The 24,897-nt window shown below is 61.6% G+C and carries 26 protein-coding genes; 17 read left to right on the forward strand and 9 right to left on the reverse strand.

Annotated features, from left to right (window positions below; genetic code table 11):
- The 4 genes from WA943_RS09225 to mscL all read left to right on the forward strand — a co-directional run.
- Window positions 1-679 (forward strand): uracil-DNA glycosylase (locus WA943_RS09225; RefSeq protein ID WP_424469580.1); only part of this gene is annotated, 679 nt, incomplete at its 5' end.
- Window positions 680-789: 110 nt separating this feature from the next.
- Window positions 790-2,631, forward strand: a complete 1,842-nt coding sequence (locus WA943_RS09230) for a transglycosylase SLT domain-containing protein (RefSeq protein WP_424469581.1) — start codon at window positions 790-792, stop codon at window positions 2,629-2,631.
- Between the two features lie 55 nt (window positions 2,632-2,686).
- Complete coding sequence (moaB, locus tag WA943_RS09235; protein ID WP_424469582.1) at window positions 2,687-3,229, forward strand: molybdenum cofactor biosynthesis protein B; 543 nt, start codon at window positions 2,687-2,689, stop codon at window positions 3,227-3,229.
- An 82-nt stretch (window positions 3,230-3,311) separates the two neighbouring features.
- Window positions 3,312-3,737 (forward strand): large conductance mechanosensitive channel protein MscL, encoded by a 426-nt coding sequence (mscL, locus tag WA943_RS09240; RefSeq protein ID WP_424469583.1) that lies wholly within the window; start codon window positions 3,312-3,314, stop codon window positions 3,735-3,737.
- A gap of 57 nt (window positions 3,738-3,794) precedes the next feature.
- On the opposite strand, the gene WA943_RS09245 is transcribed toward mscL, so the two are convergent.
- From WA943_RS09245 to WA943_RS09255, 3 genes are read right to left on the reverse strand one after another with little or no spacing between them, the layout of a single operon-like run.
- Window positions 3,795-4,541, reverse strand: a complete 747-nt coding sequence (locus WA943_RS09245) for a class I SAM-dependent methyltransferase (protein WP_424469584.1) — start codon at window positions 4,539-4,541, stop codon at window positions 3,795-3,797.
- Complete coding sequence (locus WA943_RS09250; RefSeq protein ID WP_424469585.1) at window positions 4,538-5,140, reverse strand: TIGR04282 family arsenosugar biosynthesis glycosyltransferase; 603 nt, start codon at window positions 5,138-5,140, stop codon at window positions 4,538-4,540. The genes WA943_RS09245 and WA943_RS09250 overlap by 4 nt, the downstream gene beginning before the upstream one ends.
- A gap of 4 nt (window positions 5,141-5,144) precedes the next feature.
- Window positions 5,145-5,840 (reverse strand): TIGR04283 family arsenosugar biosynthesis glycosyltransferase, encoded by a 696-nt coding sequence (locus WA943_RS09255; RefSeq protein ID WP_424469586.1) that lies wholly within the window; start codon window positions 5,838-5,840, stop codon window positions 5,145-5,147.
- An 85-nt stretch (window positions 5,841-5,925) separates the two neighbouring features.
- Between WA943_RS09255 and WA943_RS09260 the strand changes: the two genes are divergently transcribed.
- Genes WA943_RS09260 through WA943_RS09275 form a run of 4 tightly spaced genes read left to right on the forward strand, consistent with a single transcriptional unit; the run spans window position 5,926 to window position 9,507 of the window.
- The gene (locus tag WA943_RS09260; protein WP_424469587.1) at window positions 5,926-7,113 is read left to right on the forward strand and encodes a PA0069 family radical SAM protein; all 1,188 of its coding nucleotides are present in this window, start codon (window positions 5,926-5,928) and stop codon (window positions 7,111-7,113) included.
- 24 nt (window positions 7,114-7,137) lie between these two features.
- Complete coding sequence (locus WA943_RS09265; protein ID WP_424469588.1) at window positions 7,138-7,551, forward strand: GFA family protein; 414 nt, start codon at window positions 7,138-7,140, stop codon at window positions 7,549-7,551.
- A gap of 22 nt (window positions 7,552-7,573) precedes the next feature.
- Entirely contained in the window at window positions 7,574-8,338 is a 765-nt protein-coding gene (locus tag WA943_RS09270) for a ribonuclease HII (RefSeq protein WP_424469589.1), read from the forward strand.
- Window positions 8,339-8,394: 56 nt separating this feature from the next.
- Window positions 8,395-9,507 carry a site-specific DNA-methyltransferase gene (locus WA943_RS09275; RefSeq protein WP_424469590.1) on the forward strand — a complete coding sequence of 371 codons (1,113 nt, stop codon included), beginning with the start codon at window positions 8,395-8,397 and terminating at the stop codon, window positions 9,505-9,507.
- A gap of 131 nt (window positions 9,508-9,638) precedes the next feature.
- Here the strand turns inward: WA943_RS09275 and mutY are convergent, their stop codons facing one another.
- Entirely contained in the window at window positions 9,639-10,754 is a 1,116-nt protein-coding gene (mutY, locus tag WA943_RS09280) for an A/G-specific adenine glycosylase (RefSeq protein WP_424469591.1), read from the reverse strand.
- A gap of 79 nt (window positions 10,755-10,833) precedes the next feature.
- Here mutY and WA943_RS09285 point away from each other — a divergent pair, with 79 nt between their 5' ends.
- From WA943_RS09285 to WA943_RS09325, 9 genes are all read left to right on the forward strand, one after another.
- Entirely contained in the window at window positions 10,834-11,400 is a 567-nt protein-coding gene (locus WA943_RS09285; protein ID WP_424469592.1) for a DUF721 domain-containing protein, read from the forward strand.
- Window positions 11,401-11,506: 106 nt separating this feature from the next.
- Window positions 11,507-12,211: a DsbA family protein gene (locus tag WA943_RS09290; protein ID WP_424469611.1), complete on the forward strand. Its 705-nt coding sequence runs from the start codon at window positions 11,507-11,509 to the stop codon at window positions 12,209-12,211.
- 73 nt (window positions 12,212-12,284) lie between these two features.
- Window positions 12,285-15,743, forward strand: coding sequence for a chromosome segregation SMC family protein (locus WA943_RS09295; RefSeq protein WP_424469593.1), 3,459 nt, complete (start codon window positions 12,285-12,287; stop codon window positions 15,741-15,743).
- 259 nt (window positions 15,744-16,002) lie between these two features.
- Window positions 16,003-16,410 carry an AtpZ/AtpI family protein gene (locus WA943_RS09300; protein WP_424469594.1) on the forward strand — a complete coding sequence of 136 codons (408 nt, stop codon included), beginning with the start codon at window positions 16,003-16,005 and terminating at the stop codon, window positions 16,408-16,410.
- Between the two features lie 11 nt (window positions 16,411-16,421).
- Window positions 16,422-17,204: a F0F1 ATP synthase subunit A gene (locus tag WA943_RS09305; protein WP_424469595.1), complete on the forward strand. Its 783-nt coding sequence runs from the start codon at window positions 16,422-16,424 to the stop codon at window positions 17,202-17,204.
- 97 nt (window positions 17,205-17,301) lie between these two features.
- Window positions 17,302-17,526 (forward strand): F0F1 ATP synthase subunit C, encoded by a 225-nt coding sequence (locus tag WA943_RS09310; protein ID WP_424469596.1) that lies wholly within the window; start codon window positions 17,302-17,304, stop codon window positions 17,524-17,526.
- Between the two features lie 80 nt (window positions 17,527-17,606).
- Window positions 17,607-18,224, forward strand: coding sequence for a F0F1 ATP synthase subunit B (locus tag WA943_RS09315; RefSeq protein ID WP_424469597.1), 618 nt, complete (start codon window positions 17,607-17,609; stop codon window positions 18,222-18,224).
- Between the two features lie 4 nt (window positions 18,225-18,228).
- Entirely contained in the window at window positions 18,229-18,720 is a 492-nt protein-coding gene (locus tag WA943_RS09320; RefSeq protein WP_424469598.1) for an ATP F0F1 synthase subunit B, read from the forward strand.
- 113 nt (window positions 18,721-18,833) lie between these two features.
- On the forward strand, window positions 18,834-19,616 hold the full coding sequence (locus tag WA943_RS09325) for a dienelactone hydrolase family protein (RefSeq protein WP_424469599.1): 783 nt from the start codon (window positions 18,834-18,836) through the stop codon (window positions 19,614-19,616).
- Here the strand turns inward: WA943_RS09325 and WA943_RS09330 are convergent.
- The 5 genes from WA943_RS09330 to gcvH form a co-directional block, all read right to left on the reverse strand.
- Window positions 19,613-20,176 carry a nucleotidyltransferase family protein gene (locus WA943_RS09330; protein ID WP_424469600.1) on the reverse strand — a complete coding sequence of 188 codons (564 nt, stop codon included), beginning with the start codon at window positions 20,174-20,176 and terminating at the stop codon, window positions 19,613-19,615. The two genes, WA943_RS09325 and WA943_RS09330, sit on opposite strands and share 4 nt — an antisense overlap.
- A gap of 9 nt (window positions 20,177-20,185) precedes the next feature.
- Window positions 20,186-21,418 carry a serine hydrolase domain-containing protein gene (locus tag WA943_RS09335; protein WP_424469601.1) on the reverse strand — a complete coding sequence of 411 codons (1,233 nt, stop codon included), beginning with the start codon at window positions 21,416-21,418 and terminating at the stop codon, window positions 20,186-20,188.
- A gap of 23 nt (window positions 21,419-21,441) precedes the next feature.
- The gene (gene gcvPB, locus WA943_RS09340) at window positions 21,442-23,010 is read right to left on the reverse strand and encodes an aminomethyl-transferring glycine dehydrogenase subunit GcvPB (RefSeq protein WP_424469612.1); all 1,569 of its coding nucleotides are present in this window, start codon (window positions 23,008-23,010) and stop codon (window positions 21,442-21,444) included.
- Between the two features lie 8 nt (window positions 23,011-23,018).
- On the reverse strand, window positions 23,019-24,365 hold the full coding sequence (gcvPA, locus tag WA943_RS09345) for an aminomethyl-transferring glycine dehydrogenase subunit GcvPA (protein WP_424469602.1): 1,347 nt from the start codon (window positions 24,363-24,365) through the stop codon (window positions 23,019-23,021).
- 144 nt (window positions 24,366-24,509) lie between these two features.
- Entirely contained in the window at window positions 24,510-24,887 is a 378-nt protein-coding gene (gcvH, locus tag WA943_RS09350) for a glycine cleavage system protein GcvH (RefSeq protein WP_424469603.1), read from the reverse strand.
- Between the last annotated feature and the right edge of the window lie 10 nt (window positions 24,888-24,897).

Consider the following 24,897-nt stretch of genomic DNA (forward strand, 5'->3'; position numbering starts at 1 on the left):
CAGGCCCGATGCGCCTCCCCCGCCCGCCCGCGTGCAGGCGCCCTCCACCATTCCGCTTGAAGAAGCGCAGGCTGCAGAAACGGCGCGCATTCTGGCTGCAGGATGCCGGACGCTCGACGAATTGCGCGAGGCCTTGAGCACATTCGAAGGCTGCGCACTGCGCAATACGGCCAAGAACCTCGTTTTTGCCGATGGCAATCCGCAAACGCGCGTGATGCTCGTCGGGGAAGCACCGGGAAGAGACGAAGACCTGCAAGGCCGGCCTTTTGTCGGCCCGGCAGGCCAGCTTCTTGATCGGATGCTCGCTTCCATCGGGCTCGACCGCAGCAGCGTATATATTGCCAATACCCTGCCCTGGCGTCCGCCGGGCAACCGCCCGCCGACACCTGTCGAGCAGGCGATCTGCATGCCCTTCATCGAACGCCAGATCGAATTGTCGGCCGCCGAGATTCTTGTCTTCGTCGGCGGCGTATCGGCCAAATTGCTGCTCGGCACCGATACGAGCATCATGCGGCTGCGCGGGCGATGGAGCACTTACAAGGGCGGTGCGCGCGAGATTCCCGCCCTGCCGATCCTCCATCCGGCCTATCTGCTGCGCCAACCGGCACAAAAGCGGCTGGCCTGGCGCGACCTCATTTCGCTTAAAGAGCGGATCGACGCCCTCCCGCCTCGGGACTGAGCGTTTCCTTCGCAGTCGCAGCACGATTCAACCATAACGTGCTTGGCAGGGCGCTCTCTACAGCTAGAATGACTCCTATGCATAGGGGGACGTCCCAAAACCGAACGGCTTTGCCGGAACGCAATGCCGGACCGAGCTTTTCCCGTGGCCTCACGCTTGTGGCCGCGCTGGCGCTTGCCGTGCTGGCGACCACGCCTTTCACGAGCGCCCGTGCCGCAACGCTCGGTACATTGAGCGCCGCGCCGGTCCCAGCGCCCGCGCCGCAGACCGCACCCCTCTCATCCAGCGCCAAGATCTGGAGCCCTGAAATCCTCAGCGGCTCGGACCGTGAGCGCTATCTCAAGATTTTCGCCGCTCAGAAACGCGCCGACTGGAAGAAGGCCGACAAGCTTATCGACCAGCTCGCGGACAAGCGGCTCATGGGCTATGTGCTCGCAGACCGTTATCTGCATCCCGGCTATGCCGTGAAATATGCGGACCTGCGGGCCTGGATGGCGGAATATTCGAGCACACCCGGTGCCGACCGCGTTTACAAGCTGGCGCTGAAGAAAAAGCCGCGCAAGGCGAGCGCCCCCGTTCGGCCCGCCGTGCAGCGGTTCCGCCAGCCTTCGCGCGTCAACTACGCCGTCGATGAGAGTGGCGAGCCGCTTTTTTCCGACCGTTTCCAGAAAATAGATGCGCGCGTACGCGAGATCGTACGCAGCGCCAAGGCCGTCGACGCACTGGCCTTCCTCGACAGTTCGGCGGTCCGCCGGTCGCTGTCGGATGTCGAATATGACAAGGCGCGCGTGCGGGTCGCGACATCCTTTTTCATCGAGAATGAAAATGAGCGCGCCTATCAGATTGCCGACGAGATTTCGCGCAGCCATCCGCGCGAGGTGCCGCTTGCCCATTGGTATGCCGGCCTCGCTGCCTGGCGCATGGAGCGCTTCGCCGACGCCGCATCGCATTTCGAACGCCTGGCGCGCTCGCAAACGGTTTCCGACTGGACAAAGGCGGCGGGCGGTTTCTGGGCGGCGCGCGCGCATCTTGCCAACCGTGCGCCGGAGCATGTCGCCGAAATGCTCGAGCTTGCCGCCGATACGGGGGCAACATTTTACGGCTTGCTTGCAACGCGCCAGCTAGGGCGCGAGCCGCGTTTCACATGGATCGAACCGAAGCTCGACCGGGCTGCATTTGACGTGCTGGTTGCAGACGCCGCCGTTGCGCGCGCCGTTGCGCTCGTACAGATCGGGCGGCGCGATCTTGCGGAAGCTGAACTTGTGCGCGCGCATGGATGGCTCGATCCGAACACGGATCAAGCCCTTATCGCCCTTGCCGCGACATTCAACCTGCCCGCCGTCGAATTGCAGGCCGCGAGCAGCGCGGAGCTTCCACCCGCACGCGCGCATGACGGTCAAATCGCGATCAATTCGGGCCTCTACCCCATTCCCGGCTATGAGCCGACAAATGGGTTCCGCGTTGACCGGGCGCTTTTCTATGCAGTGATGCGCCAGGAGAGCAAATTCCGCACCGACGCGACATCGGTTGCCGGTGCCCGCGGGCTGATGCAACTCATGCCGGCAACGGCCAGCCGCATCGCGCAGGACGCGACGCTTGCCAATGGCAACAAGGACCGGCTGCTCGATCCTTCGTTCAATCTGTCGCTTGCGCAGAATTATTTTGAAACGCTGATGAATTCCAGCGAGCCGCGCGGCAATCTCTACATGCTGACGACCGCCTATAATGGCGGGCCGGGCAATCTTTCGCGCTGGCTCGACAGCATCAACTTCAAGGGCGATCCGTTTCTCTTCATCGAGAGCATTCCGGCGCCCGAGACGCGTGGCTATATCGAGCGGGTTCTTACGAATTTCTGGATATACCGCGCCAAGCTCGGCCAGCCATCGCGCTCGCTCGACGTCAGTGCGTCGGGCGACTGGCCGGTCTATGAAGCGGTCGAATCCTCTCGGTAAATCGAAAATAATCCGCCATTCTTTTGTCTCCCTCGTATTTTGAAAGGCACCCCCCATGCCTGGCATCGACAATTCACGTTCCTTCATTCCCCTCAATATTGCCGTGATGACGGTGTCCGACACGCGCACGCGCGAAACAGATACGTCCGGCGATGTGCTCGCAGAACGCATTGTGAAGGCGGGACACACACTTGCCGATCGCGCCATCGTCTCTGACGATGTGCAAATGATCCGCAATCAGCTTCTCTCATGGATTGCCAGTTCCGAAGTCGACATCGTGATCTCGACAGGCGGCACAGGCCTCACGGGGCGCGACGTGACGCCGGAGGCCTTCAAATCCGTCTATGACAAGGAAATCGACGGTTTTTCCACGATCTTCCATCGCATCAGTTTCGAGAAGATCGGTACTTCAACCATTCAGTCGCGGGCAACCGCCGGCGTCGCGCATGGCACTTATCTCTTCGCCCTGCCCGGTTCGCCCGGCGCCTGCAAGGACGGATGGGACGAAATCCTGCAATTCCAGCTCGACAATCGCTATCGGCCCTGCAACTTCGTCGAGATACTCCCCCGCCTTCAGGAACATCTGCAAGCTGGCTGAAGCGTCCAAAGCCGAGATTGATTGGCAAGACGCATCGCGTCATCTTTACCCATACGATTCAAGGCGGCAAGGAGAGGCCATCATGCTCAAAGAATTCCGAGAGTTTGCACTACGCGGCAATGTGCTCGACATGGCAGTCGGCATCATCATCGGCGCGGCGTTCACGACCATCGTCACGTCGCTTGTCAGCGACATCATCATGCCGCCCATCGGGGTTCTGCTCGGGGGCGTCGACTTCTCAAGCTATTTCGTATCGCTCTCCAGAGAGGCGGCGCCTGTTTCGCTGGAGGCGGCAAAGGCAGCGGGCGTGCCGGTGATTGCCTATGGCAAGTTCATCAACGCGGTCATCAACTTCACGATCGTCGCCTTCGCGCTCTTCATGGTCATTCGCCAGATGAACCGCCTCAAGGAGCGGATTGCCAAAGGCCAGGAGCCGGAAGCCGCTGCACCGCCGCGCCAGGAAGTGCTGCTGGAAGAAATCCGCGATCTGCTGAAAGTTCGCGGCTAAAAGTTTCTGCTGTCGTTCACACCGGAAAATAGCTGCTGAATGTGATCAGGAACGGGGTCAGGCTCGCTCCAGCGCGTAAAAAACGTAGCTGTAGTCGCCGGGGCTCCGTTCCAGCACTTCAATCTCTTGCGCCATTTCATCGAGCGCGGGCAGGTCGCCATAGCGAGCGCGCATGGCGCGAAGCTCGGCGCGCATCGGCGTATAGTAATCCGTCCACCAATCTTCGAGACGCAAAACCACCGCTGCAATGACGCGATAGCCCGCACGGACTGCCGCGGCCTTGTTCGTCTCTATCGTGCCCATTGTCGGATAGTTACTACCCCAGAAACTCGCAGCGATGGGCGACGGCTTGTCGGTGAGCCATGTCAGCTCCGAGACGACGGCAAAGCCGCCCGGCTTCAGGAAGCGCCGCCAGAGGCTCAAGCCCTCTTCAAAGCCCACAATATAAATCGCGCCTTCCGACCAGATGAGATCGAAACTTTCATCGTCGAATGGCATGTCGGCCATGTCTGCTCGTTCGAAGGCAAGCCGCTCTTGCGAGATGCCTTCTCGCTCCGCCCGCGCGCTTGCCTTGTCGAGAAAAGGCTCGAAGAGATCGACGGCGGTGATGCGCGCATCACAAAGCTTCAGCAGATCGAAGGCTTCAGGCGCCTGCCCGCAACCGGGATCTAGGATAAGCGGCCGCGGCGGCAGTGACGGCAAAAGCGCGAAGGCTTCAGCCGTGGCCCGCGCGCTGCCGGGCCCATTGCGCGGCAGAGCGAGCTGCAATTCGAGGAAAAACCTGAAGGGGTCAATATCCATCATGCTTTTCCATTCCAGCGTTCATAGTCTTCGCCAGTGTCTATATCGGCGAGCGTTGCAAGTTTTGCGAGTTTGAGGCCCGCCTGCTCGACATTGTGCAAGGTATCTTCCAATGCGTGCGGGCCCGACCAGCGCACATTGTCGAAGACGTCGACAACACGCGGACGGCGCTTCATCCCGACGAGCCAGTAGCCGCCATCTTCCGATGGGCCGAAGACCGCGTCGGCATTTCCAAATGCCGCGAAGGCTCGCGCAATGTGCTCGCGCCTGATGTCGGGAATATCGCTGCCGACAATGACAACGGGACCGGGCGGCAGATCGCGCATGAGGCGGCCCATGCGAGCGCCGAGATCGCCCGGCCCTTGGCCGATGCGCGGAATCGATTGCGGCCATACGCCGTGCTCATGCACCGCACGATCAGGCGCCAGCGCGATGAGCGTCTGCCAGCGGGGATCGTCTGCAACATGGCGAAGGAGATTGAGGCTGGTCCTGCGATAGAAGCCGGTTGCCGCGACCGAGCCGATGCTTTTTGCAAGTCGCGTCTTTACCGCGCCGAGGTTCGGACGCTTCACCATGACGACGAGTTGCGGCGTCAGTGACATTCGCTCAGGCGTAGATGCGCGCGATGAAACGCGGCGGCACGCGCAGATAGTAGAGCGTGATGCAGAGCGCATTGCGTGCCATGCGGGTGGCAAAACCGTCTTTCAGATAGCGCTCAGGGCTTGTAACAGCGCGGGACCGCAGCAGCACCATGCGGCGGCGACCGATGCGGCGCACGAGATCGACATCCTCCATCAGCGGCAGATCGCGGAAGCCGCCAATGCGATCATAGAGTCTCTTGTTCACGATCAATCCCTGATCGCCGTAAGGCAGCTTCAGCAGCGCGCAACGATATGCGACCACGCGTTCCAGAAAACGGGCGCTGCCTGAAAAATCGTCGAGCGTGAAACGGAAGGTGGCCGCAATTTCCGGCGAGCGAAAACGACCGGCTGCGACATGCTCGAGAAGCTTTTCAACCTCCCGGTCCCAGCCCTGCTCCAGCACCGTGTCGGCATGGAGGAAAAGCAGCCAACTGCTTTTCGCGGCCTTTGCACCAGCCGCGAGCTGACTGCCCCGGCCTCTGGGGGCGTGGATAAATTTGGCGCCCGTCGCCTCGACGATTTCCGCTGTGCCGTCGGTCGAGCCGCCATCGGCGATAATGACCTCGCGCACGACCCCATGCACTGCGGCCGGAATAAGCGCGGTGAGCACACGCGGCAGCGTGGCTTCGGCATTCAGCGTTGGGATGATGACGCTCAACATGAGCGCAATATATATGCCGCGTGTGCGAAGGAAAGAACGACGAGAATGTTCTTGTTATGTTCTTATATTTTGATACGCTGAATGCATGACAGCGAGTCGCGACACAGCACGCCCCGGCCGCCCCACCTGCTCCCCTGCCAATTCCCCTGTTGGCCCCGCGGGTGTCCGGTCTAATCGCCTGGTGGATCCCGTCCCCCTCGCACGGCAAGGGATTCCCCAAAACGGCCGCCGCGGCCGGGGTGCGCTGACCAATGACAGTGGCCGCTTCGAGCATCAGGCCCGTGTGCTGCTCGATGATGGATGGGGTGTGAATGACGCACCGCAGCCCCTGAAGACGCAGGTGACGAACGAGACACCGCGCACGATCATCACGCGCAATTCATCGCCCGATCTCTTGTTCGACCGCTCGATCAATCCTTACCGGGGTTGCGAACATGGCTGCGTCTACTGCTTCGCGCGGCCGACACATGCCTATATGGGCCTGTCGCCGGGGCTCGATTTCGAGTCGAAGCTTTTCGCCAAGCCCAATGCGGCGGCGCTTCTGGAAAAGGAATTGTCGCGCAAGGGCTATGAAGTCGCGCCGATTGCCATGGGGACGAACACGGACCCCTATCAGCCGATCGAGCTGCGCTACCGGATCACGCGCAGCATTCTCGAAGTGCTGTCGGCCTTCAATCATCCCGTCACCATCGTCACCAAGTCGGCCCGCGTGACGCGCGATCTCGACATTCTGAGCGATATGGCCAAGCGCAATCTCGTCAAGGTGGCGCTGTCGGTGACGACGCTTGATGCAAAGCTTGCGCGCGTCATGGAGCCGCGCGCCTCGACGCCCTCGCGGCGGCTCGAAGCGATGAAACTGCTGTCGGAAGCAGGCGTGCCGACAGGCGTCATGGTCGCGCCGATCATTCCGGCGCTGAACGATAGCGAGATCGAGAAAATATTGACCGGGGCGGCTTATGCCGGCGCGAAGTCGGCAGGCTTCGTGCTGTTGCGCCTGCCCCTCGAGATCAAGGACCTCTTTCGCGAATGGCTGGAGGAAAACGAGCACGACAAGGCCGAACACGTCATGTCGCTTATCCGCTCGATGCGTGGCGGCAAGGATTACGACGCCGAATGGGGCAAGCGGATGAGAGGCACAGGACCTTACGCCTGGCAGATCGGTCGGCGCTTCGAGATCGCCACCAAACGCCTCGGCCTTGAGCGTGGCGGCTGGAAGGTCGATTGCAGCCAATTTCGCGTGCCGGGCTCGGGGAAGCAGCTAAGCTTGCTGTAATTAAAACTATCTGCGGGGTGGTACATGCTTCAGGGGAAGTGCACGTGCGGGGAAGTCCGTTTCGGGGTCGCGGACGAATTCGCTTATGCGGGCTATTGCCATTGCTCGCAATGCCGCGCGGCGTCGGGATCGGCGTTCAGCGCCTTTGGCGGCATCGAGAAGGCAAAGCTCGAGATCACAAACGGTCCGCACAATATTGCGATCTATGTGAAGAGCCCCGACAACATACGCAATTTCTGCAAGCTCTGCGGCTCGCCGCTTTTCGCCATCGTGCGCGAAAGCAGATATGCGCATGTTCAGCTTGGGGCGCTCATCGATGAGCCCAGCATCCGCCCCATGTTTCACATCTTTGTCGGCTCGAAAGCGCCCTGGCATCAGATTGCCGACGATTTGCCCCAGTTCGACGAATATGCGCCGCTGACGCCGAAAGCCGGATAAGGCCATTATTGCCAAGATCGCATTGAGTGATGCGGCTACGCGCGGCACACTCGCGCCCATGTCGAAAAATCCCCCATCCGAGTCGCCCCGGGAACCGCAACGAAAGCGCGACCGCGCCGCCGCGCGCGTCGTGACGGGCCCGAGCTATGCCTTTGAAATCGAACATGGCGCGCCGCAACGGCGCATCTGCGGCATTGACGAGGCGGGGCGCGGACCGCTGGCGGGGCCGGTCGTTGCTGCCGCGGTTGTCCTCGATCCGGCGAACTTTCCCGAAGGGCTCGACGATTCCAAAAAACTCAATCATGCGCGACGGGAAAAGCTTTTCACCCAGCTCAGCGCTTGCGCGGATATAGGCATCGGCATTGCGAGCGTCGAGGAGATCGACCGGCTCAATATTCTCTGGGCCTCGATGCTCGCCATGAGCCGCGCTCTGGAGGCGCTGCAAGTCGCCCCGCAATTTGCGCTGATTGACGGCAATCGCGTGCCGAATATCCCCTGCCCCGGCCGCGCGATTATCAGCGGCGATGCGCTCGTGCTTTCGATCGCCGCAGCCTCCATCGCGGCGAAGGTCACGCGCGACAGAATGATGCTGGAACTGGCCGCCGAACATCCCGGTTATGGGTGGGAAACGAACCAGGGTTATGGGACCGCAACTCACCTCGATGCACTAAAGCGCCTCGGCGCGACCCAACATCACCGCCGAAGCTTCGCGCCGGTACGCAACATGTTGAGTCCCGAGATTCCAAAAGGACTCGATGTAGTGGAAGTGAATCCGTTAAGTCTTTGATTCTTGACGCAGAATCGCCGCTCGACCATGATCCCGCCCTATCTTGAAGAAGGGGTTTGAAGTTGGGGCGCGCGACAAGCGAAACGGCAAAGCTGCCGGGCGAACATATTATCCAGGGCGACTGCATCGAGGCGATGAATTCGTTGCCCGCCAAGTCGGTGGATCTGATCTTTGCCGACCCGCCGTATAATCTTCAGCTCGGCGGTGAGCTGACGCGGCCCGACCAGTCGAAGGTCGATGCCGTCACCGACGACTGGGACAAGTTCGACAGCTTCGCGACTTATGACAAATTCACCCGTGAGTGGCTGAAGGCGTCGAAGCGCCTGCTGAAGGACACTGGCGCGATCTGGGTCATCGGCTCCTATCACAATATTTTCCGCGTCGGCGCGAGCCTTCAGGATCTGGGTTTCTGGATCATGAATGACGTGGTGTGGCGCAAGTCGAACCCGATGCCGAATTTCCGCGGCACGCGTTTCACCAACGCCCATGAAACGCTGATCTGGGCGACGCGCGACCAGGAGCAGAAAAAATACACGTTCAACTATGACGCCATGAAGGCGCTGAACGACGACCTGCAGATGCGCTCCGACTGGGTGCTGCCGATCTGCACGGGCGGCGAGCGCCTGAAGGATGGCGACGGCGACAAGGCCCATCCGACGCAGAAGCCCGAAGCGCTGCTGCATCGCGTATTGCTCGCAACGACCAATGCAGGCGACACGGTGCTCGATCCCTTCTTCGGCACGGGCACGACGGGCGCTGTCGCAAAGAAGCTTGGCCGCAAGTTCATCGGCATCGAGCGCGAGACGAAATATATCAAGGCCGCGAAGGCCCGCATCGCGCAGGTGCTGCCGTCAGCGCCCGACGACCTCAAGGTCACGACCTCGAAGAAGGCCGAACCGCGCGTGCCATTCGGCAGCATCGTCGAGCGCGGATTGCTTGAGCCGGGCACCATCCTCACCGATCCGATGCGCCGCCACGCCGCGCGCGTCCGCGCCGACGGCTCCATCGTCTGCCGCGACGCGACGGGCTCGATCCACAAAATCGGCGCGCATGTGCAAGGGCTCGACGCCTGCAACGGCTGGACCTATTGGCACTTCAAGACGGACGGCAAGCTGAAGCCGATCGATATTCTGCGCCAGAAGGTGCGGGCGGAGATGGGCGAGGCGTAAGGGCGTTTCGCTTACTTGCTCCAATACGTGCGTCGTCCCGGGACTTGTTCCCGGGACCCACCGGCCTCACCACCTGTTGCGACGCTTCATGGATCCCGGGGACGAGCCCCGGGATGACGGCGGAAATCGAATTACTTCCTGTGGAACAATGGCCCCTCGTCGGGCATCGCATGCTGCACGACTTTCCGCATCAGCGAGGGCAGCGCCTCGTCGGCCAGATCCTCCGGCGCAATCCAGATTCCATCGGCGCTCGCCGCTTCCTTCGCACTTGCTTCGGCGACGAAGACATCCAGCATCAGATGAAAATGCGTGAAGGTGTGCTCGACCAGCCCTGCGCGCTTTTTCCATTTCGCTTTCAGCGGCGCGTGAGCGAGATGCGCGGCATCCTCCTGTGCCTCACCTTCCCAGGGCGTCGTCGGCACTTCCATCATGCCGCCGAGCAAGCCTTTCGCTATGCGTTTGCGCAACAGCACCGCGCCGTCGCCACGCGTGACGAAGAAACATGCGCCGCGACGGATGGGGCGCTCTTTCTTCGGCGCGCGGCGCGGCAATGTTTCCTCGATGCCAGCAGCGCGTGCCTCGCACATCGCCTCAAGCGGGCAGCGATTGCATGAGGGGCGCTTCGGCGTGCAGACCGTCGCCCCCAAATCCATCATGGCCTGCGCGAAATCGCCCGCGCGTGCCTCCGGTGTCAGCGTTTCGGCGCAAGCACGGATTTCGGGCTTCGACAAAGGCAGCGGCGTTTCGATCTTGAATAGCCGCGTGACCACGCGGTCGACATTGCCGTCGATGACAGTCGCCTTCTTGCCGAAAGCAATGGCGGCGATGGCGGCGGCCGTGTAAGGCCCGATGCCGGGCAGCTTGCGGAGCGCCTCTTCAGTGTCGGGAAAACACCCGCCGTGATCGCGCGCTACAACCCCGGCGCAGGCATGGAGATTGCGGGCGCGGCTGTAATAGCCAAGACCCGCCCAGCGCTTCATCACATCATCGATGGAGGCGGCGGCCAGCGCCTCGACGGTCGGCCAGCGGGCGAGAAAGTCGCGGTAATAGGAGCCGACAGCGGCGACTGTCGTCTGCTGAAGCATGATTTCGGAAAGCCAGACGGCATAAGGATCGGCGAATTTTCCCGGCGGCGAACGCCAGGGCAGCACGCGGGCGTGGCGGTCGTACCAGGCCAAAAGCGCAGGCGCGACGGGGTTTTCCCGCTCTGGTGCCGTACTCGCCTTGGCCGCCGATTTTCTTGCCATGCCTTCTCTTCTCTTGAAATCCCTGCATGCGTCAACCGCCCATACTCGCACCCCGCGCCGTTTCAGGGCAGAATGGGCCATGACCAGCGGTCGCGATCATCAACTAGCTCCCAAGCGGTTCAGCCTGCCACCTATCGGTGCGCGGGTCGCACAGGTGACGCAGGACGTGTTCCGCAAGCGCGGCTTTGCGGAGGGGCATATTCTCGCCCATTGGCCGGAGATCGCCGGTGCCGACATTTCGGTCTTTTCCGCGCCGGAACGGCTGGTTTACCCGCGCCGCTCAAGCGGAAGCCGCGAATTGCAGGTCGGCGCGACGCTTGCCGTGCGCGTTGACGGCCCGATCGCGCTCGAAATCAAGCATCTGGAGCCGCAGATCATCGAGCGCATCAATTCCTATTATGGCTATCAGGCGGTCGCCCGGCTGAAACTCATTCAGGGCCCGCTGCCGATGCGCCCGAAACCGAGGCGGCGACCGATCCGGCCGCTCGGCGCGGAGGAGCGCTCGGAGCTCGTCCAGAGCCTCGCGCCGATTGCCGAGCCGACGCTCAAGACCGCGCTTGAGCGGCTTGGCGAACGAATTCTGGGGAGAACTCCCAAAAGGGGCCTTGAGTCGCGATTCTGGGCCTCGCGCAAGTCAAAGGTTTAGTTGAGCAGGCCCTTCTGCGCGGCCATAATGCCTCAACATCTAGTGGGGACCGCGTAAAGTGAATCAAAATCGGGTTATTGCGATAGCGGCGGCGGCTGTTTTGGCCGTGGGCGTCCTTGGTTATGTCGGCTATCGGAGCTTTGCATCGAAGGACGGTCTTGAGACCGCCTCGATCGACGAGGGACGATCCGCGCTGGAGAAGGAACTCGCCGTTCCGGGTCCTCTGGGTGACATGTCGCTGGGTGACAAGAACGCCCCGATCAAGGTCTATGAATATGCCTCGCTGACCTGCTCGCATTGTGCGGAGTTCAACAAGGACACGTTCCCGACCTTCAAGAAAGAATATATCGACACCGGCAAGGTCTATTACACGCTGCGCGACTTCCCCTTCGACCCCATCGCGACCGCCGCCTATATGCTGGCCCATTGCGCAGGGCCGGAACGCTATTTCGGCTTCGTCGATGTGCTCTTCAGCACGCAGGCTCAATGGGCCTTTGTCGAAACGCCGATGGAAGCGCTGAAGGGTATCGCGCGCCAGGGCGGCTTTTCGGAAGAGAAGTTCGATGCCTGCATGAAGGACGAGAAGATTTTCGACCATGTGAAGGCGACGGCGCAGCGCGGTGCGCAGCAGTTCGGCGTGCGCTCCACCCCTACTTTCTTCGTCAATGGCGAGAAAGTGGAAGGCGCGGTTCCTTATGCCGAATTCGAGCCCATTCTGAAGAAGCATCTGCCAGGCGCCGACAAGACGGCAGGCGAAGCAACGCCTGCTCCTTCGGGCGCATCGACACCGGCAGAGCCGGAAGAGCATTGACCTGACTTCGCTTCAAGTCGGTTGCGTTTGCGTCAGCTAATTTTTTGAACGAGCCAAAGCAGGATCGAGTTACGTGAAGTTCAATCGTTTGCGTCTTTCGGGCTTCAAATCCTTCGTCGACCCGACCGATCTCATCATCGAGCCGGGCCTCACCGGCGTTGTCGGTCCCAATGGCTGTGGCAAGTCGAACCTTCTTGAAGCGCTGCGCTGGGTGATGGGTGAAAACTCGTTCAAGAACATGCGCGGCTCGGGCATGGAAGACGTGATTTTCGCAGGCACAACGGGGCGGCCTGCGCGCAATCAAGCCGAAGTCACGCTCTATATCGACAATGCCGACCGTTCGGCCCCGGCAGCTTACAATGACTGCGAAGTGATTGAAGTGTCGCGCAAGATCGAGCGCGATCAGGGCTCCACCTACAAGGTCAACGGGCGCGAAGTGCGCGCGCGCGACGTGCAGCTTCTGTTTGCCGATGCCTCCACAGGCGCGCATTCGCCCGCACTTGTCCGCCAGGGCCAGATCGCACAGATCATTGCCTCAAAGCCGATCAATCGTCGCCGCATTCTTGAAGAAGCCGCCGGCATCACCGGGCTTTACACGCGCCGCCATGAAGCGGAACTGCGCCTGAAGGCGGCGGAAACAAATCTGACGCGCCTCGACGACGTGGTCGCACAGATCGAATCCCAGCTTGGAAGTCTGAAACGTCAGGCACGCCAGGCGACGCGCTATCGCAACGTGTCGGGCCAGATCCGTGAGACGGAAGCGATCCTGCTCCATCTCAAATGGACGCAGGCCGTTGAAGGGCTGAAGCGCGACGAGGAACGCCTTGCCGCCACCGATGCGCGCGTTGCCGAGCTGACGCGCGAAAGCGCGGCGGCGACAATTGCCGAAGCCGATGCAGCAGAAACCCTGCCCCAGCTTCGCGATACGGAAGCCCATGAGGCTGCACGCCTTCACCGCCTGACCATCGAGCGCGATCAGCTCGATGCCGAAGAGGCCCGCGCCAAGGAACAGGCCCAGCGCCTCACCGCGCGGCTCGACCAGATCGGCCATGACCTCACACGCGAGCGCAGCCTGATCGAGGATACACGCGCTGCAATGGCAAGGCTCGATGCGGAATCGGAAGAGCTTCAGTTCGCCGATGACGGCCAGGGAGAAGCGCAGGAAGAAGCGCGGCTGCTCGTCGATGAAACGCAGGCGAGCCTGACCACGCGCGAAACGGAACTCGATCATCTCAATCGCGAAATCGCGCAGCTCAGCGCCGAGCGCCAGAGCCTTGAGCGGACGATCGAAGCCGGCAGGACGCGCGTTGCGCGGCTGCAGGCCCAGCTCAACGATGTTGTCGCCGAGCAGGCAACGCTGACGGACGCGGCCGAAAAACAGGCCGAGATCGATCTTCAGTCTGCGGAGCTTGAAGCTGCCGCCATGGCGGTGAGCGGCGCGGAACAGGCGGCGCTCGATGCAGAAGATGCGCGCGCCCGCGCGCAGGACGCAGAAAGAGCAGCGCGCGAGCCGATGCAGATTGCCGAGCGCAAGGCAGGCGATCTGGCGGCGCAGGCCAAGACGATTGCCGATCTTCTCGCCGTCGGCGAAAGCGATCTCTGGCCGCCGATGATCGACGCGCTGCATGTCGAGCATGGCTATGAAACCGCGCTTGGCGCGGCGATGGGCGACGACCTTGCCGTTCCCGGCGATGTGGCCGCGCCGGTGCACTGGGATGCGCTTCCCGACTTCGATGTTCCGCCTGCCCTGCCGGAAGGCGCTGTTGCACTGACGCAATTCGTGCGCGGCCCCGCGGCACTGTCGCGTCGTCTGTCGCAGATCGGCGTCGTCGATGCACAAGACGGCAAGCGGCTTCAAAACGATCTGAAGCCCGGCCAGCGCCTTGTCACGCGCGAGGGCGCGCTGTGGCGTTGGGATGGATATACGGCGGCGGCCGATGCGCCGACAACGGCGGCCCGTCGCCTCGAGCAGCGCAATCGTCTTGCCGATCTGGAAATCGAATTGCAGGCCGCGCGCGAGATTTCGACGGAAGCGCGTAACGTTTTTGAGAACGCGCGCGTCGCAGCAGAAATGGCGCTCGCGCAGGAACAGGATGCGCGCAGGCACCAGCGCGAAGCACAGAACGCGCATAACGTCGTGCGCGACACGCTTGCGGCGGCAGAGCGCGCGGCGTCGGCGCTGTTGCAGCGCGTTGCGGCATTATCGGAAGCGCAGGAGCGGCTGGCGGGCGACCATATGGAAGCCTCGCGCGCGCTGGAAGAAGCCGAAGTTGCTGCGGCCAGCCTGCAGCCTGACGAAGATTTGCGCGGGCGCGCAAGCGAGCTGCGCGATCAGGTCGCGACGCTACGCATCGAATTGACGGAAGCACGCGCGCGGCATGAAAGCATGCGGCGCGAGGCGGAAACGCGGACGCGCCGTCTGGTTGCCATCGTCGATGAACGCCGCGCCTGGGATCAGCGCGCGAGCAATGCCGAGCGGCAGATCGCGACGCTGGAAGAGCGGCAGGCAGAAGGCCTGGAAGAGCTTCAGGAGCTTGAAAGCGTTCCCGCGCAAATTGAAGAGCGGCGCATCGTGCTGCTTGAACATATTGCGACGGCGGAGAGCGCACGCGGCGCTGCCGCCGACGCGCTGGCGACAGCCGAAGCGCGCCTGAGCGAATGCGCGAGACTTGCGAAGACCTTTCAGGCGCATCTCGGCGAAGCGCGCGAAGAACGCGCCCATATTGACGGTCTCGTCGAAGGCGGACGCGAGCGCCTGCGCGAATCGGAAGAGCGTGTGCGCGAAGTTCTCGAATGCGAACCGGCGCAGGCCCTTGCCCAGGGCAATGTCGAGGAAGGCGCGGAACTGCCGACGCTTGAACAGGTCGATGCGAAGCTCGACCGGTTGAAGCGCGAGCGCGAGAGCCTTGGCGGCGTCAATTTGCGCGCCGATGAGGAAGCGCGCGAGCTGGCCGAACAGCTTGAGACGATGACCAGCGAGCGCGAAGACCTGATCAGCGCCATTGCGAAATTGCGTCAGGGCATCGGCAGCCTCAACCGCGAAGGTCGCGAGCGTATGCTCGAGGCTTTCGAGAAGGTGAATACGAGCTTCCAGCGCCTGTTCACGCATCTCTTCGGCGGTGGAGAAGCCCATCTGAAGTTCACTGAATCCGACGATCCGCTGGAAGCCGGTCTCGAAATTTTCGCCCGCCCGCCGGGCAAGCGGCTGCAGATCATGTCGCTGCTTTCGGGCGGCGAGCAGGCGCTGACGGCCATGTCGCTGATTTTCGCCGTCTTCCTGACGAACCCCTCGCCCATCTGCGTGCTGGACGAAGTGGACGCGCCCCTCGACGACGCCAATGTGGAGCGTTTCTGCGATCTGATGGAAGAGATGACGCGCACGACCGATACGCGCTTCCTCATCATCACTCACCACGCACTCACCATGGCTCGCATGAACCGCCTCTTCGGCGTGACCATGCAGGAGCGCGGCGTCTCGACGCTGGTTTCGGTGGACCTTGAAGGCATCGAGCGGTTCAAGGAAGCCTCTTGATTTACCCATAATCGAACGATTAAGGCCCCTTCATCGGGGCCTTTTTCCTGCGCATCCGGCGCGCGACTCAGGGGAGTGGCGGGGCCTATTGCCGCAGCCGCGAATGCTGATGAAAAACTTTTTGTAATCAATGGCTTAAAGAGAGTTACCGGGTTCTTGACAGGCTACAGGCCCACAAGTAGGGTGCGCGCGGCTTGAGGCTGGGCTTTCGAAGTTTCGGAGCGATTTTGCTGGGCCTTTTTGACGGCGGGGCGAGAGTTTGGCTGACAAGAAGGAACCTGACGCTCGAAATGACGGCAGTAAACCGCCTGCCGATGAGACTTCGCTCGCCGATCTAGATCAAAGGATTCAGTCGGCTCGCAAAACGGCAAAGTGGATTCGTCCCGAGCCGGAGAAAGAGACGGCCACAAGCCGTCCGTCCGATATGGGCGTTGCTCTTCGTTTGTCCTCGGAACTCGTTGCGGGTGTTCTGGTCGGGGCAGGCATTGGGTGGGGCTTCGATCGGTTGTTCGGCACCTCGCCTATCGGCCTCATTCTGTTTTTGGGGCTCGGCACGGTAGCCGGCGTGAGAAATGTGCTACGCGCGACTCGGGAATTCGATAAATCCCTGAAGAGCGACGCAGCGAAGCAGGATCAGAGCGGGCAGGCGCCCGACGATAAAAGGTAAGGTCAGGCACCGTGGCAGCAGCAGCCGAACACGCTCAGGGTGGTTTCCCGGTCGATCCGTTGCACCAGTTTGTGGTCAACAAGATTATACCGCTGCAGGTCGGGGGCATCGATGTCTCCTTCACCAATTCCAGCCTCTGGATGGTCATCACCGCGCTTGCGGTGACCGGCTTCACCATTTTCGCGATGGGCCGACGCGCCGTTGTTCCCGGCCGCCTTCAGTCGACCGTCGAGCTTTTCTACGAGTTCATCCACGACATGGTCCGCGACAATGCGGGCCACGATGCGATGCGCTTCTTCCCTTTCGTCTTCACGCTTTTCATGTTCATCTTCTTTGCGAACATGATCGGCCTCTTCCCTTACGCCTTCACCGTCACCAGCCACATCATCGTCACCTTCGTACTGGCGATGACCGTTTTCCTCGGCGTGACGCTGACCGGCCTTTACCTGCACGGCTTCAAGTTCTTCGGGCTTTTTGTGCCGTCAGGCGTTCCGATCGTTCTGTTGCCGCTCGTCGTCGCGATTGAGGTCATCTCCTACTTCTCGCGTCCGATCAGCCACTCCGTCCGTCTTTTCGCCAACATGTTGGCCGGCCACATCACGCTGAAGGTTTTCGCGGGCTTCGTGATTTCGTTCACGACGATGGGCGCCGCCGGCTGGGCTGGCGCGGTGCTGCCCTTCGCGATGATCGTCGCGCTGACGGCGCTCGAGATCCTGGTTGCGGCACTGCAGGCTTATGTGTTCGCCATCCTGACTTGCATGTATCTGCGCGACGCCATTCATCCGGGCCACTAAGCCGGGGCGCGGCGCGCAATATTCGAATTGAAAGCTTGGTTCGGCATTTCGCCGATCCCATGGACTAACCGGAAAAAACCCTAAGGAGCACTTGGTTATGGACGCAGAAGCAGCAAAGTACATCGGCGCCGGTATCGCATGCCTCGGCATGGGTGGCGCAGGCATCGGCCTCGGCACGATTTTCGGCAACTACCTCGCTGGCGCGCTGCGCAACCCGGCGGCTGCAGACGGTCAGTTCGGCCGCCTGATTTTCGGCTTCGCCGTGACGGAAGCACTTGGCATTTTCTCGCTGCTCGTCGCGCTTATCCTTCTCTTCGCCTGATCGACCTTTCGACCGAGCGCTGGCCGCTTTCAACAGCGGCCAGCCGATGTTCGACGGACGGTGCCTAACTGGAGTCCCAAATGGCCCAAGATCTGGCGGTCAATGACGGCGTGACCACCGAGACCCCTGTCGGCGCTATGCCCGGCGCGGTTAATGCTGAGCTGGAACACACCGACACGGGCGTTCTGCAGGATGCGCATAGCACGGGGTTTCCCCCGTTCAACGCGCAGACCTTCTCCTCGCAGATTGTCTGGCTGGTGCTCGTATTCGGCGTTCTCTATGTGCTGATGGCGCGCATCGCCATGCCGCGTATCAGCAAGGTGATCGCCGACCGGCGCGCGCGCATCTCTTCCGACCTCGAACAGGCGGCTCACGCCAAGACGCAGGCGGATGAGGCGATTGCGGCTTACGAGAAGGCCCTTGCCGAGGCACGCGCCAAGGCCCATGCGATTGCGCAAGAAACGCGCGACCGCCTGATGGCCGAGACCGAAAAGCAACGCCAGGAGACGGAAGCAAAGCTCACCGCGAAAATCGCAGAGGCCGAAGCCTCCATTGCGACGACCAAGGCTGCGGCACTTGCAAATGTTCGCCTTGTTGCGGTCGACGTGGCGGGCACGATCGTCACCCACCTGCTCGGCGAAGAAGCCGACAAGGCAGCGACCGAACGTGCGGTCGATGCCGCGCTGAAGCGGAGTTAAGACGATGCACATTCTCGCAACCGGCGAATTCTGGGTGCTTCTCGCCCTCATCATCTTTATCGCAATCGCGATCTATATGAAGGTGCCGGGGATGGTGACGGCGCAGCTCGACAAGCGGTCGAGTGAGATTGCCGATGAGCTTGAGCAGGCCCGCCGTCTGCGCGAGGAAGCCCAGCAGCTTCTCGCCTCCTACCAGCGCAAGCAGGTCGAAGCGATGAAGGAAGCTGAGGAGATCATCGTTCAGGCCAAGGCCGAGGCTGAAAACCTTGCCGCGGAAGCAGCGACCAATCTGAAGGCCCTCGTCGAGCGTCGTCAGCAGATCGCGGAAGACAAGATCAGCCGCGCCGAATCGCAGGCAATCGCTGAAGTTCGCGCAACGGCGGCCGATATCGCCGTCAACGCCGCTCGCGACGTCATCGCCGAGAAGGTCGATGCGACGAAGGACAACAAGATCGTCGAGACTTCGATCTCGGAACTCGCCTCCAAGCTGCACTAAGGACCAGGCGTCCGCTACACTTCTGCAAAACCCCGCCCTCTCCGGCGGGGTTTTGTTTTGTCCCCGCCCCTTCCCTCAGATAGCGTTGAACCCAGGGGAACAGGGGGAACGCCATGCTCAGCGACTATACGAAAACCGAGTTCACGCATGACGGCAAGGTGAAGCCCGTCTATGTCCGGGGGCACGGGCCTGCCGTCATCGTCATTCACGAAATACCGGGCATCACGCCTGAAGTCGTGCGCTTTGCCGACTGGGTGGTCGATGCAGGGTTTCGAGTCTACATGCCGCTTCTCGTCGGCAAGGCGGGACCGGGGATCACGCCGGGCTATGTGCTGAAATCCATTGCGACCATCTGCATCAGCCGCGAGTTTCATGTGCTGGCAAGCCACAGTTCGAGCCCGGTCACGGATTGGCTGCGCGCGTTGGCGCGCCACGCGCATGAGGAGGCGGGCGGCAAAGGCGTCGGCGCCATCGGCATGTGCTTCTCCGGCAATTTCGCGCTTTCGATGATGATGGAGCCATCGCTGCTCGCGCCCGTGCTTTGCCAGCCTTCCATGCCCCTGCCGCTCGGCGAGACGCGCAAGGCAGCACTGCATGTGTCGCCGGAAGAATTTCAATGTGTGAAGGATCGCTGCGCCAAGGGCGGCAAGGTTCTCGGCTTGCGCTTCAAGGGCGACAAGATGTCCCCGCCCGGCAAGTTCGAAACGCTGCGCCGCGAGCTGGGCGACGCCTTTGAGGGGATCGAGATCGACGACAAGCATTCAAACCCCGATTCGATCGGCCCCGGCGCGCATAGCGTCGTGACCAATGATCTCATCGACAAGGATGGTGAGCCGACCAAGGAAGCGGCCAAGCGCGTGATCGCGTTTTTTGTGGAGCGGCTGAAGGCGGCCTAGGCAGGAAGCACCGTCAGTTCAGGCCACATTGCTTTCCAGCGCGCGGCTTTCTCGTCGTAGCGGTCGGCCGAGAAATTCGCGGCGCGGTTTGGGTGGATAGTCATGGTTTCGATGTCCTCGAAACCATGCGGCGCATAAACGCGCAATGTCCCCCGCCCTGGCTGGAGCCCCACCATGCACGCGGGCGCAAGAAAGCGGTCGATGCCTTGCGTCGGGCTGACGAGCGGCGGATAGGGCGTTCCGAATTTCGCTTCGTACCAGAGATGCACGCGCGCCTGATTGCGCAACTCGACCTCGACGCCGAGAGAGGCGAAGGCGTCGGCGCAGCGGCGGATGGCGGCGTCTTCCGCTTCCCAGCTCGTGTCGGGATCGAAATAGAAGATGTCGTAATCCTTGATGCCGTAACCGGCTGCGCGGCCCGTCAACGCGTTCCAGACAGTCTGAAACAGGCTGCCCGACACAAGCCATGCGTCGGGCAGATCGAGAGCGGGCAAACGATCGAGGATCGCGCGGTTTGCATCATTGGTGAGCGCCAGCTCGATGAAACGCGCCTCATCCATGGACGTTGCCTATTTTGCGTCGAGCTTCTCGCCGATGGCCTTGAAGAGCGCGAAGGTTTCGAATTCGCGATAATACTTCTCTTCGTTTTTCTCGCCATAGGTGTGGTTGGCGGAGGTCTTGGCGATGACGAGATTGCGCGCGGGATCGACATAGACGAACTGGTTATAGATGCCGATTGCCGAATAGGGCCCATCGACATTTTCCGGCACCCACCAGAGATAGCCATAGCCCATGAGGTTCGACGAATTCTCGCGCTTGCCGGGCTGAAGGTTCGCCGCGTCGGGTGTATGCGATGCCTTCACCCAATCGCGCGGCACGATCTGCTCGCCGTTAAATTCGCCCTCATGCAGGTAAAGCAGGCCGAACTTCGCATAGTCGCGCAAGGTGACGTTGACGCCGCCCGCCGCGAGTTCCACGCCCTTGTCGTCCAGCACCCAATAGGCATCGCGCTCCGCACCGATTTTGGACCAGAGTTTTTCTTCCATATAGGCAGAGGGCGTCTTGCCCGTTGCATGCAGGATGACCTGACCGAGCACCTGCGCGTCGAGGCTGTTGTAATGATTGTAACTCCCCGGCTCGTGCACGCGCTTCAGCGTCTTTGCGAATTCGACCATCGAGCCGCCGAAAGCGAGCGCGCGGCCGAAGCGGGAGATATCGGAATCGCGGTCGCTATAGTCTTCGCTCCAGCCAAGACCGGAGGTCATTTGCAGCGCCTGCTTGACGGTGACGCCGTCATAGCCGGTGCCTAAAAATTCAGGCGCATATTTCGTCAGTTGATCATCGATGCTCGCGATCTTGCCTTCGGCGACAGCGATGCCGACCAGCGCGGAGATGAAGGACTTGCCGACCGACCATGAGATCCAGCGCGTGTCCTTGTCATTACCGCGCCAATATTGCTCGTGAACGATCTTGCCGTCCTTGATGACGAGGAGGCCCGTCGTGTCGGTATCGGCGAGGAATTTCCCCGCGTCCTGCACCTTGCCTTCATAGGTATAGGTCGTGGGCAGATCGACCTTCTCGCCTTCGGGGATATGATAAACGTCGCCGGTGCGTCGAATGACGCGCGAGGGGAAGATCGCATCCATGTTGCGGAAGCTCTCGACCTGATCGGCGCCCGAGAACATGCTCGCAACGAATTGCGCGCGCTTGACCTCGCGCCATTTGGCGACGCCGACAATGGCAACACCTGCGACCAGCACAACCACGACGCCAAGCGCGATGTGCTTCACGGACCGACGCATATCAACCCCCCAGATGTTTTGTCTTATTCAGCCGCCTGTTTGGGCCGCTCCTGCTGCCAGCGCAACACCGGATTGCGTGCGGCAAGCGTCTCGTCGAGACGATGGCGCGGGGCGAAATGCGGTGCGCCGGTGAAGAGCGATTTGTCATTGCCCTTCGCTGCCGCCGCGAGATGCTTCAGCGTACCGATGAACTGATCGAGCGTGCGCTTCGATTCCGTTTCGGTCGGTTCGATCAGCAACGCGCCATGAACGACCAGCGGGAAATACATGGTCATCGGGTGATAGCCCTCGTCGATCATCGCCTTGGCGAAGTCGAGCGTTTCGACGCCGGTGCCCTTGAGGAAGCGATCATCGAAGAGCGCTTCGTGCATGCAGGGGCCTTCGAATGATGCGGAAAGATCATCCTTCAGCGAGGCGAGAATATAGTTCGCATTCAGCACCGCATCTTCGGCGACCTGACGCAGGCCATCCGAGCCGTGGCTCATCATGTATGCGACCGCGCGGACGAACATGCCCATCTGGCCATGGAAGGCAGTCATGCGGCCAAAGGGATGCGTGCCGTCAACCTTCGCCTCGCCTTCCGTCTCGACGAGACGGAACCCGTCCTTGCCATGCACCACGTAAGGCAGCGGCGCAAAAGGCGCGAGGGCGGCTGAGAGAACGACAGGACCGGCGCCCGGCCCGCCGCCGCCATGCGGCGTCGAAAAGGTCTTGTGCAGGTTGATATGCATCGCGTCGATGCCGAGATCGCCGGGGCGCACGCGGCCGACAATGGCGTTGAAATTCGCGCCGTCGCAATAGAAGTAGGCGCCTGCTTCATGCACGGCATCGGCAATCTCGATGATGTCGCACTCGAAGAGGCCGCAAGTGTTCGGATTGGTCAGCATGATCGCTGCCACATCGGGGCCGAGCTTCGCCTTGAAGGCGGCGAGATCGACGCGGCCTTCGGCGGTCGCGGGGATCGCATCGACCTTGTAATTCAGCAGCGCGGCTGTTGCCGGATTGGTGCCATGGGCGGATTCAGGAACGAGAATGCGCGTGCGTGTTTCACCCTCTCCGCGCGCGACGAGCGCGGCGCGGATTGCCATCATGCCGCAAAGCTCGCCATGCGCGCCGGCCTTTGGCGACAGCGCGATGGCGGGCATGCCCGTCAATTCCTTCAGCCAATGGGCGAGCGTGTCCATCAGTTCGAGCGCGCCCTGCACCGTCTTTTGCGGCTGCAGCGGATGCACGTCGCCAAAGCCCGGCAGGCGCGCCATTTTTTCGTTGAGGCGCGGATTGTGCTTCATCGTGCAGGAGCCGAGCGGATAGAGACCCGCGTCGATCGAATAATTCTTGCGCGACAGACGCACGAAATGGCGCATCACATCCGGCTCGGATACGCCCGGCAGGCCGATGCGCGCCTTGCGTTCCATCGTGCCGAGGCGCGACGTGAATGCATCAGGCTCGTCGAGATCGACACCGCAGGCGCCCGGATTATCGAGTTCAAACAGCAGTGGTTCTTCGAGACGAAGGCCGCGATTGCCGGTGTAGGTTTCGATGCGGCTAGCGCTGACTTCGCCCGGTGAGGTGGAGCGGCCCTGCTTGTTCATGCCCGACATCACAGCACCTCCTTCAGCGCGCTTGCATATAAGGCGCGGTCTTCATCCGTATTGATCTCAGTCGAGGCCACGATCAGCAGATTTTCGAGCGATGCGTCGCCCGGAATGAGACGGCTGGCCGGAAGACCCGCGATGATGCCCTTGTCCGCCAGCGCGTCGACAACTTCGGCGGCAGGCTTCGGCAGGCGCAGCGTGAACTCGTTGAAGAATGTGTCGTTCAGCACTTCCACGCCTTTGACGGCGGAGAGCGCATTGGCAAGCTTCACGGCGTTCGCGTGGTTGATACGCGCGAGGCGGCGGAAACCGTCTTCGCCCAGAAGCGAAAGATGGATCGTGAAGGCCAGGCTGCAAAGGCCGGAATTGGTGCAGATGTTCGACGTCGCCTTTTCACGGCGAATATGCTGCTCGCGTGTCGAAAGCGTCAGAACGAAACCGCGCTCGCCCGCGGCATCGACCGTCTCGCCGCAAAGGCGGCCCGGCATCTGGCGGACATATTTCGTCTTGGTGGCGAAGAGGCCGACATAAGGGCCGCCAAAGTTCAGGCCGTTACCGATCGACTGGCCTTCGCCGACGACGATGTCGGCGCCCATGTCGCCGGGTGGCGTGACGAGGCCGAGCGAGACAACTTCCGAGACAACGGCGATCAGCAATGCGCCCTTGGCTTGCGCGGCGGCAGCGATGGCGCGGATGTCGACAAGATCGCCGAAGAAGCTCGGGCCCTGCACGACGACGCAGCTCGTGTCGCTATCGATATGCGCGATGATGTCTTCCGTTGTGCCGGGGATCGCAGGCGGCATGGCTTCAACCGCGTAACCACCGACTTCGGAAATGTTTTCGACGACGGCTCGGTAATGCGGATGAAGCGTACCGGACAGAACGGCCTTCTTGCGCTTCGTCACGCGATGGGCCATCAGCACCGCCTCGCCGCATGCGGTCGAGCCGTCATACATGGAGGCGTTGGCCACATCCATGCCGGTGAGCATCGCCACCTGCGTCTGGAATTCGAAGAGATATTGCAGCGTGCCTTGCGTGATCTCAGGCTGGTACGGCGTATAGGAGGTCAGAAACTCCGAACGCTGGATCAGGTGATCGACGGTCGACGGCACGTGGTGGCGATATGCGCCGCCGCCGAGGAAGAAAGGCACCGAGCCTGCCGAGACGTTTTTCGCCGCCATCTTCATCAGGGCGCGTTCGACTTCGAGCTCGCCCTGACGCTTGGGCAGATCGACGAGGCCGCTGCGCCGCGCCCGCTCGGGCACGTCGCAAAAGAGATCATCGACACTCTTTACTCCGATGACGCCAAGCATCTCGCGGCGGTCGGCATCGGTCAGGGGCAGGTAGCGCATGGTGTAGGGACCAATGGTTCGGGTTCAAAAATTCCTGCCCGTCATGCGCGGGCTCGCCCCGCACATCCACGCCTTTCTTCCGTACAAGGAAATAAGAAAAACGTGGATGGCCGGGCCAAACCCGGCCATGACGAACGTGTTTGGCTAAGCAAGCCCCTCAATGAAAGCCTTATAGGCGTCTTCATCCATCAGCTTTGCAAACTCGGATTTATCGGCGAGCGTCAACTTGACGAACCAGCCCCGGCCCATCGCGTCGTCATTGACGCCGCCCGGCGCGCCTTCGAGATCGCCGTTCACTTCGACGACTTCGCCGGAGACGGGCGCGTAAACTTCGCTCGCCGCCTTCACGCTCTCGACGACGGCCGCTTCATCGCCCGTCGCAAGCGACTTGCCGACTTCGGGAAGCTCGACATAGACCACATCGCCAAGTTGCTCTTGCGCGTAATCGGTGATGCCGATCGTCGCCACGTCGCCATCGACGCGCACCCATTCGTGCTGATCGGTGAAACGTATCTCGCTCATATCCTGTGCC

The organism is Parvibaculum sp., assembly GCF_049651025.1.
In the GTDB taxonomy this organism is placed as follows: domain Bacteria; phylum Pseudomonadota; class Alphaproteobacteria; order Parvibaculales; family Parvibaculaceae; genus Parvibaculum.

What these genes read in the sequence shown, in the direction of transcription:
- moaB (WP_424469582.1), top strand. Translation starts at nt 2,687, where the DNA reads ATGCCTGGCATCGACAATTCACGTTCCTTCATTCCCCTCAATATTGCC.
- mscL (WP_424469583.1), top strand. Translation starts at nt 3,312, where the DNA reads ATGCTCAAAGAATTCCGAGAGTTTGCACTACGCGGCAATGTGCTCGAC.
- WA943_RS09245 (WP_424469584.1), bottom strand. Translation starts at nt 4,541, where the DNA reads ATGATGGATATTGACCCCTTCAGGTTTTTCCTCGAATTGCAGCTCGCT.
- WA943_RS09250 (WP_424469585.1), bottom strand. Translation starts at nt 5,140, where the DNA reads ATGTCACTGACGCCGCAACTCGTCGTCATGGTGAAGCGTCCGAACCTC.
- WA943_RS09255 (WP_424469586.1), bottom strand. Translation starts at nt 5,840, where the DNA reads ATGTTGAGCGTCATCATCCCAACGCTGAATGCCGAAGCCACGCTGCCG.
- WA943_RS09260 (WP_424469587.1), top strand. Translation starts at nt 5,926, where the DNA reads ATGACAGCGAGTCGCGACACAGCACGCCCCGGCCGCCCCACCTGCTCC.
- WA943_RS09265 (WP_424469588.1), top strand. Translation starts at nt 7,138, where the DNA reads ATGCTTCAGGGGAAGTGCACGTGCGGGGAAGTCCGTTTCGGGGTCGCG.
- mutY (WP_424469591.1), bottom strand. Translation starts at nt 10,754, where the DNA reads ATGGCAAGAAAATCGGCGGCCAAGGCGAGTACGGCACCAGAGCGGGAA.
- WA943_RS09285 (WP_424469592.1), top strand. Translation starts at nt 10,834, where the DNA reads ATGACCAGCGGTCGCGATCATCAACTAGCTCCCAAGCGGTTCAGCCTG.
- WA943_RS09310 (WP_424469596.1), top strand. Translation starts at nt 17,302, where the DNA reads ATGGACGCAGAAGCAGCAAAGTACATCGGCGCCGGTATCGCATGCCTC.
- WA943_RS09315 (WP_424469597.1), top strand. Translation starts at nt 17,607, where the DNA reads ATGGCCCAAGATCTGGCGGTCAATGACGGCGTGACCACCGAGACCCCT.
- WA943_RS09320 (WP_424469598.1), top strand. Translation starts at nt 18,229, where the DNA reads ATGCACATTCTCGCAACCGGCGAATTCTGGGTGCTTCTCGCCCTCATC.
- WA943_RS09325 (WP_424469599.1), top strand. Translation starts at nt 18,834, where the DNA reads ATGCTCAGCGACTATACGAAAACCGAGTTCACGCATGACGGCAAGGTG.
- WA943_RS09330 (WP_424469600.1), bottom strand. Translation starts at nt 20,176, where the DNA reads ATGGATGAGGCGCGTTTCATCGAGCTGGCGCTCACCAATGATGCAAAC.
- WA943_RS09335 (WP_424469601.1), bottom strand. Translation starts at nt 21,418, where the DNA reads ATGCGTCGGTCCGTGAAGCACATCGCGCTTGGCGTCGTGGTTGTGCTG.
- gcvPB (WP_424469612.1), bottom strand. Translation starts at nt 23,010, where the DNA reads ATGAACAAGCAGGGCCGCTCCACCTCACCGGGCGAAGTCAGCGCTAGC.
- gcvPA (WP_424469602.1), bottom strand. Translation starts at nt 24,365, where the DNA reads ATGCGCTACCTGCCCCTGACCGATGCCGACCGCCGCGAGATGCTTGGC.
- gcvH (WP_424469603.1), bottom strand. Translation starts at nt 24,887, where the DNA reads ATGAGCGAGATACGTTTCACCGATCAGCACGAATGGGTGCGCGTCGAT.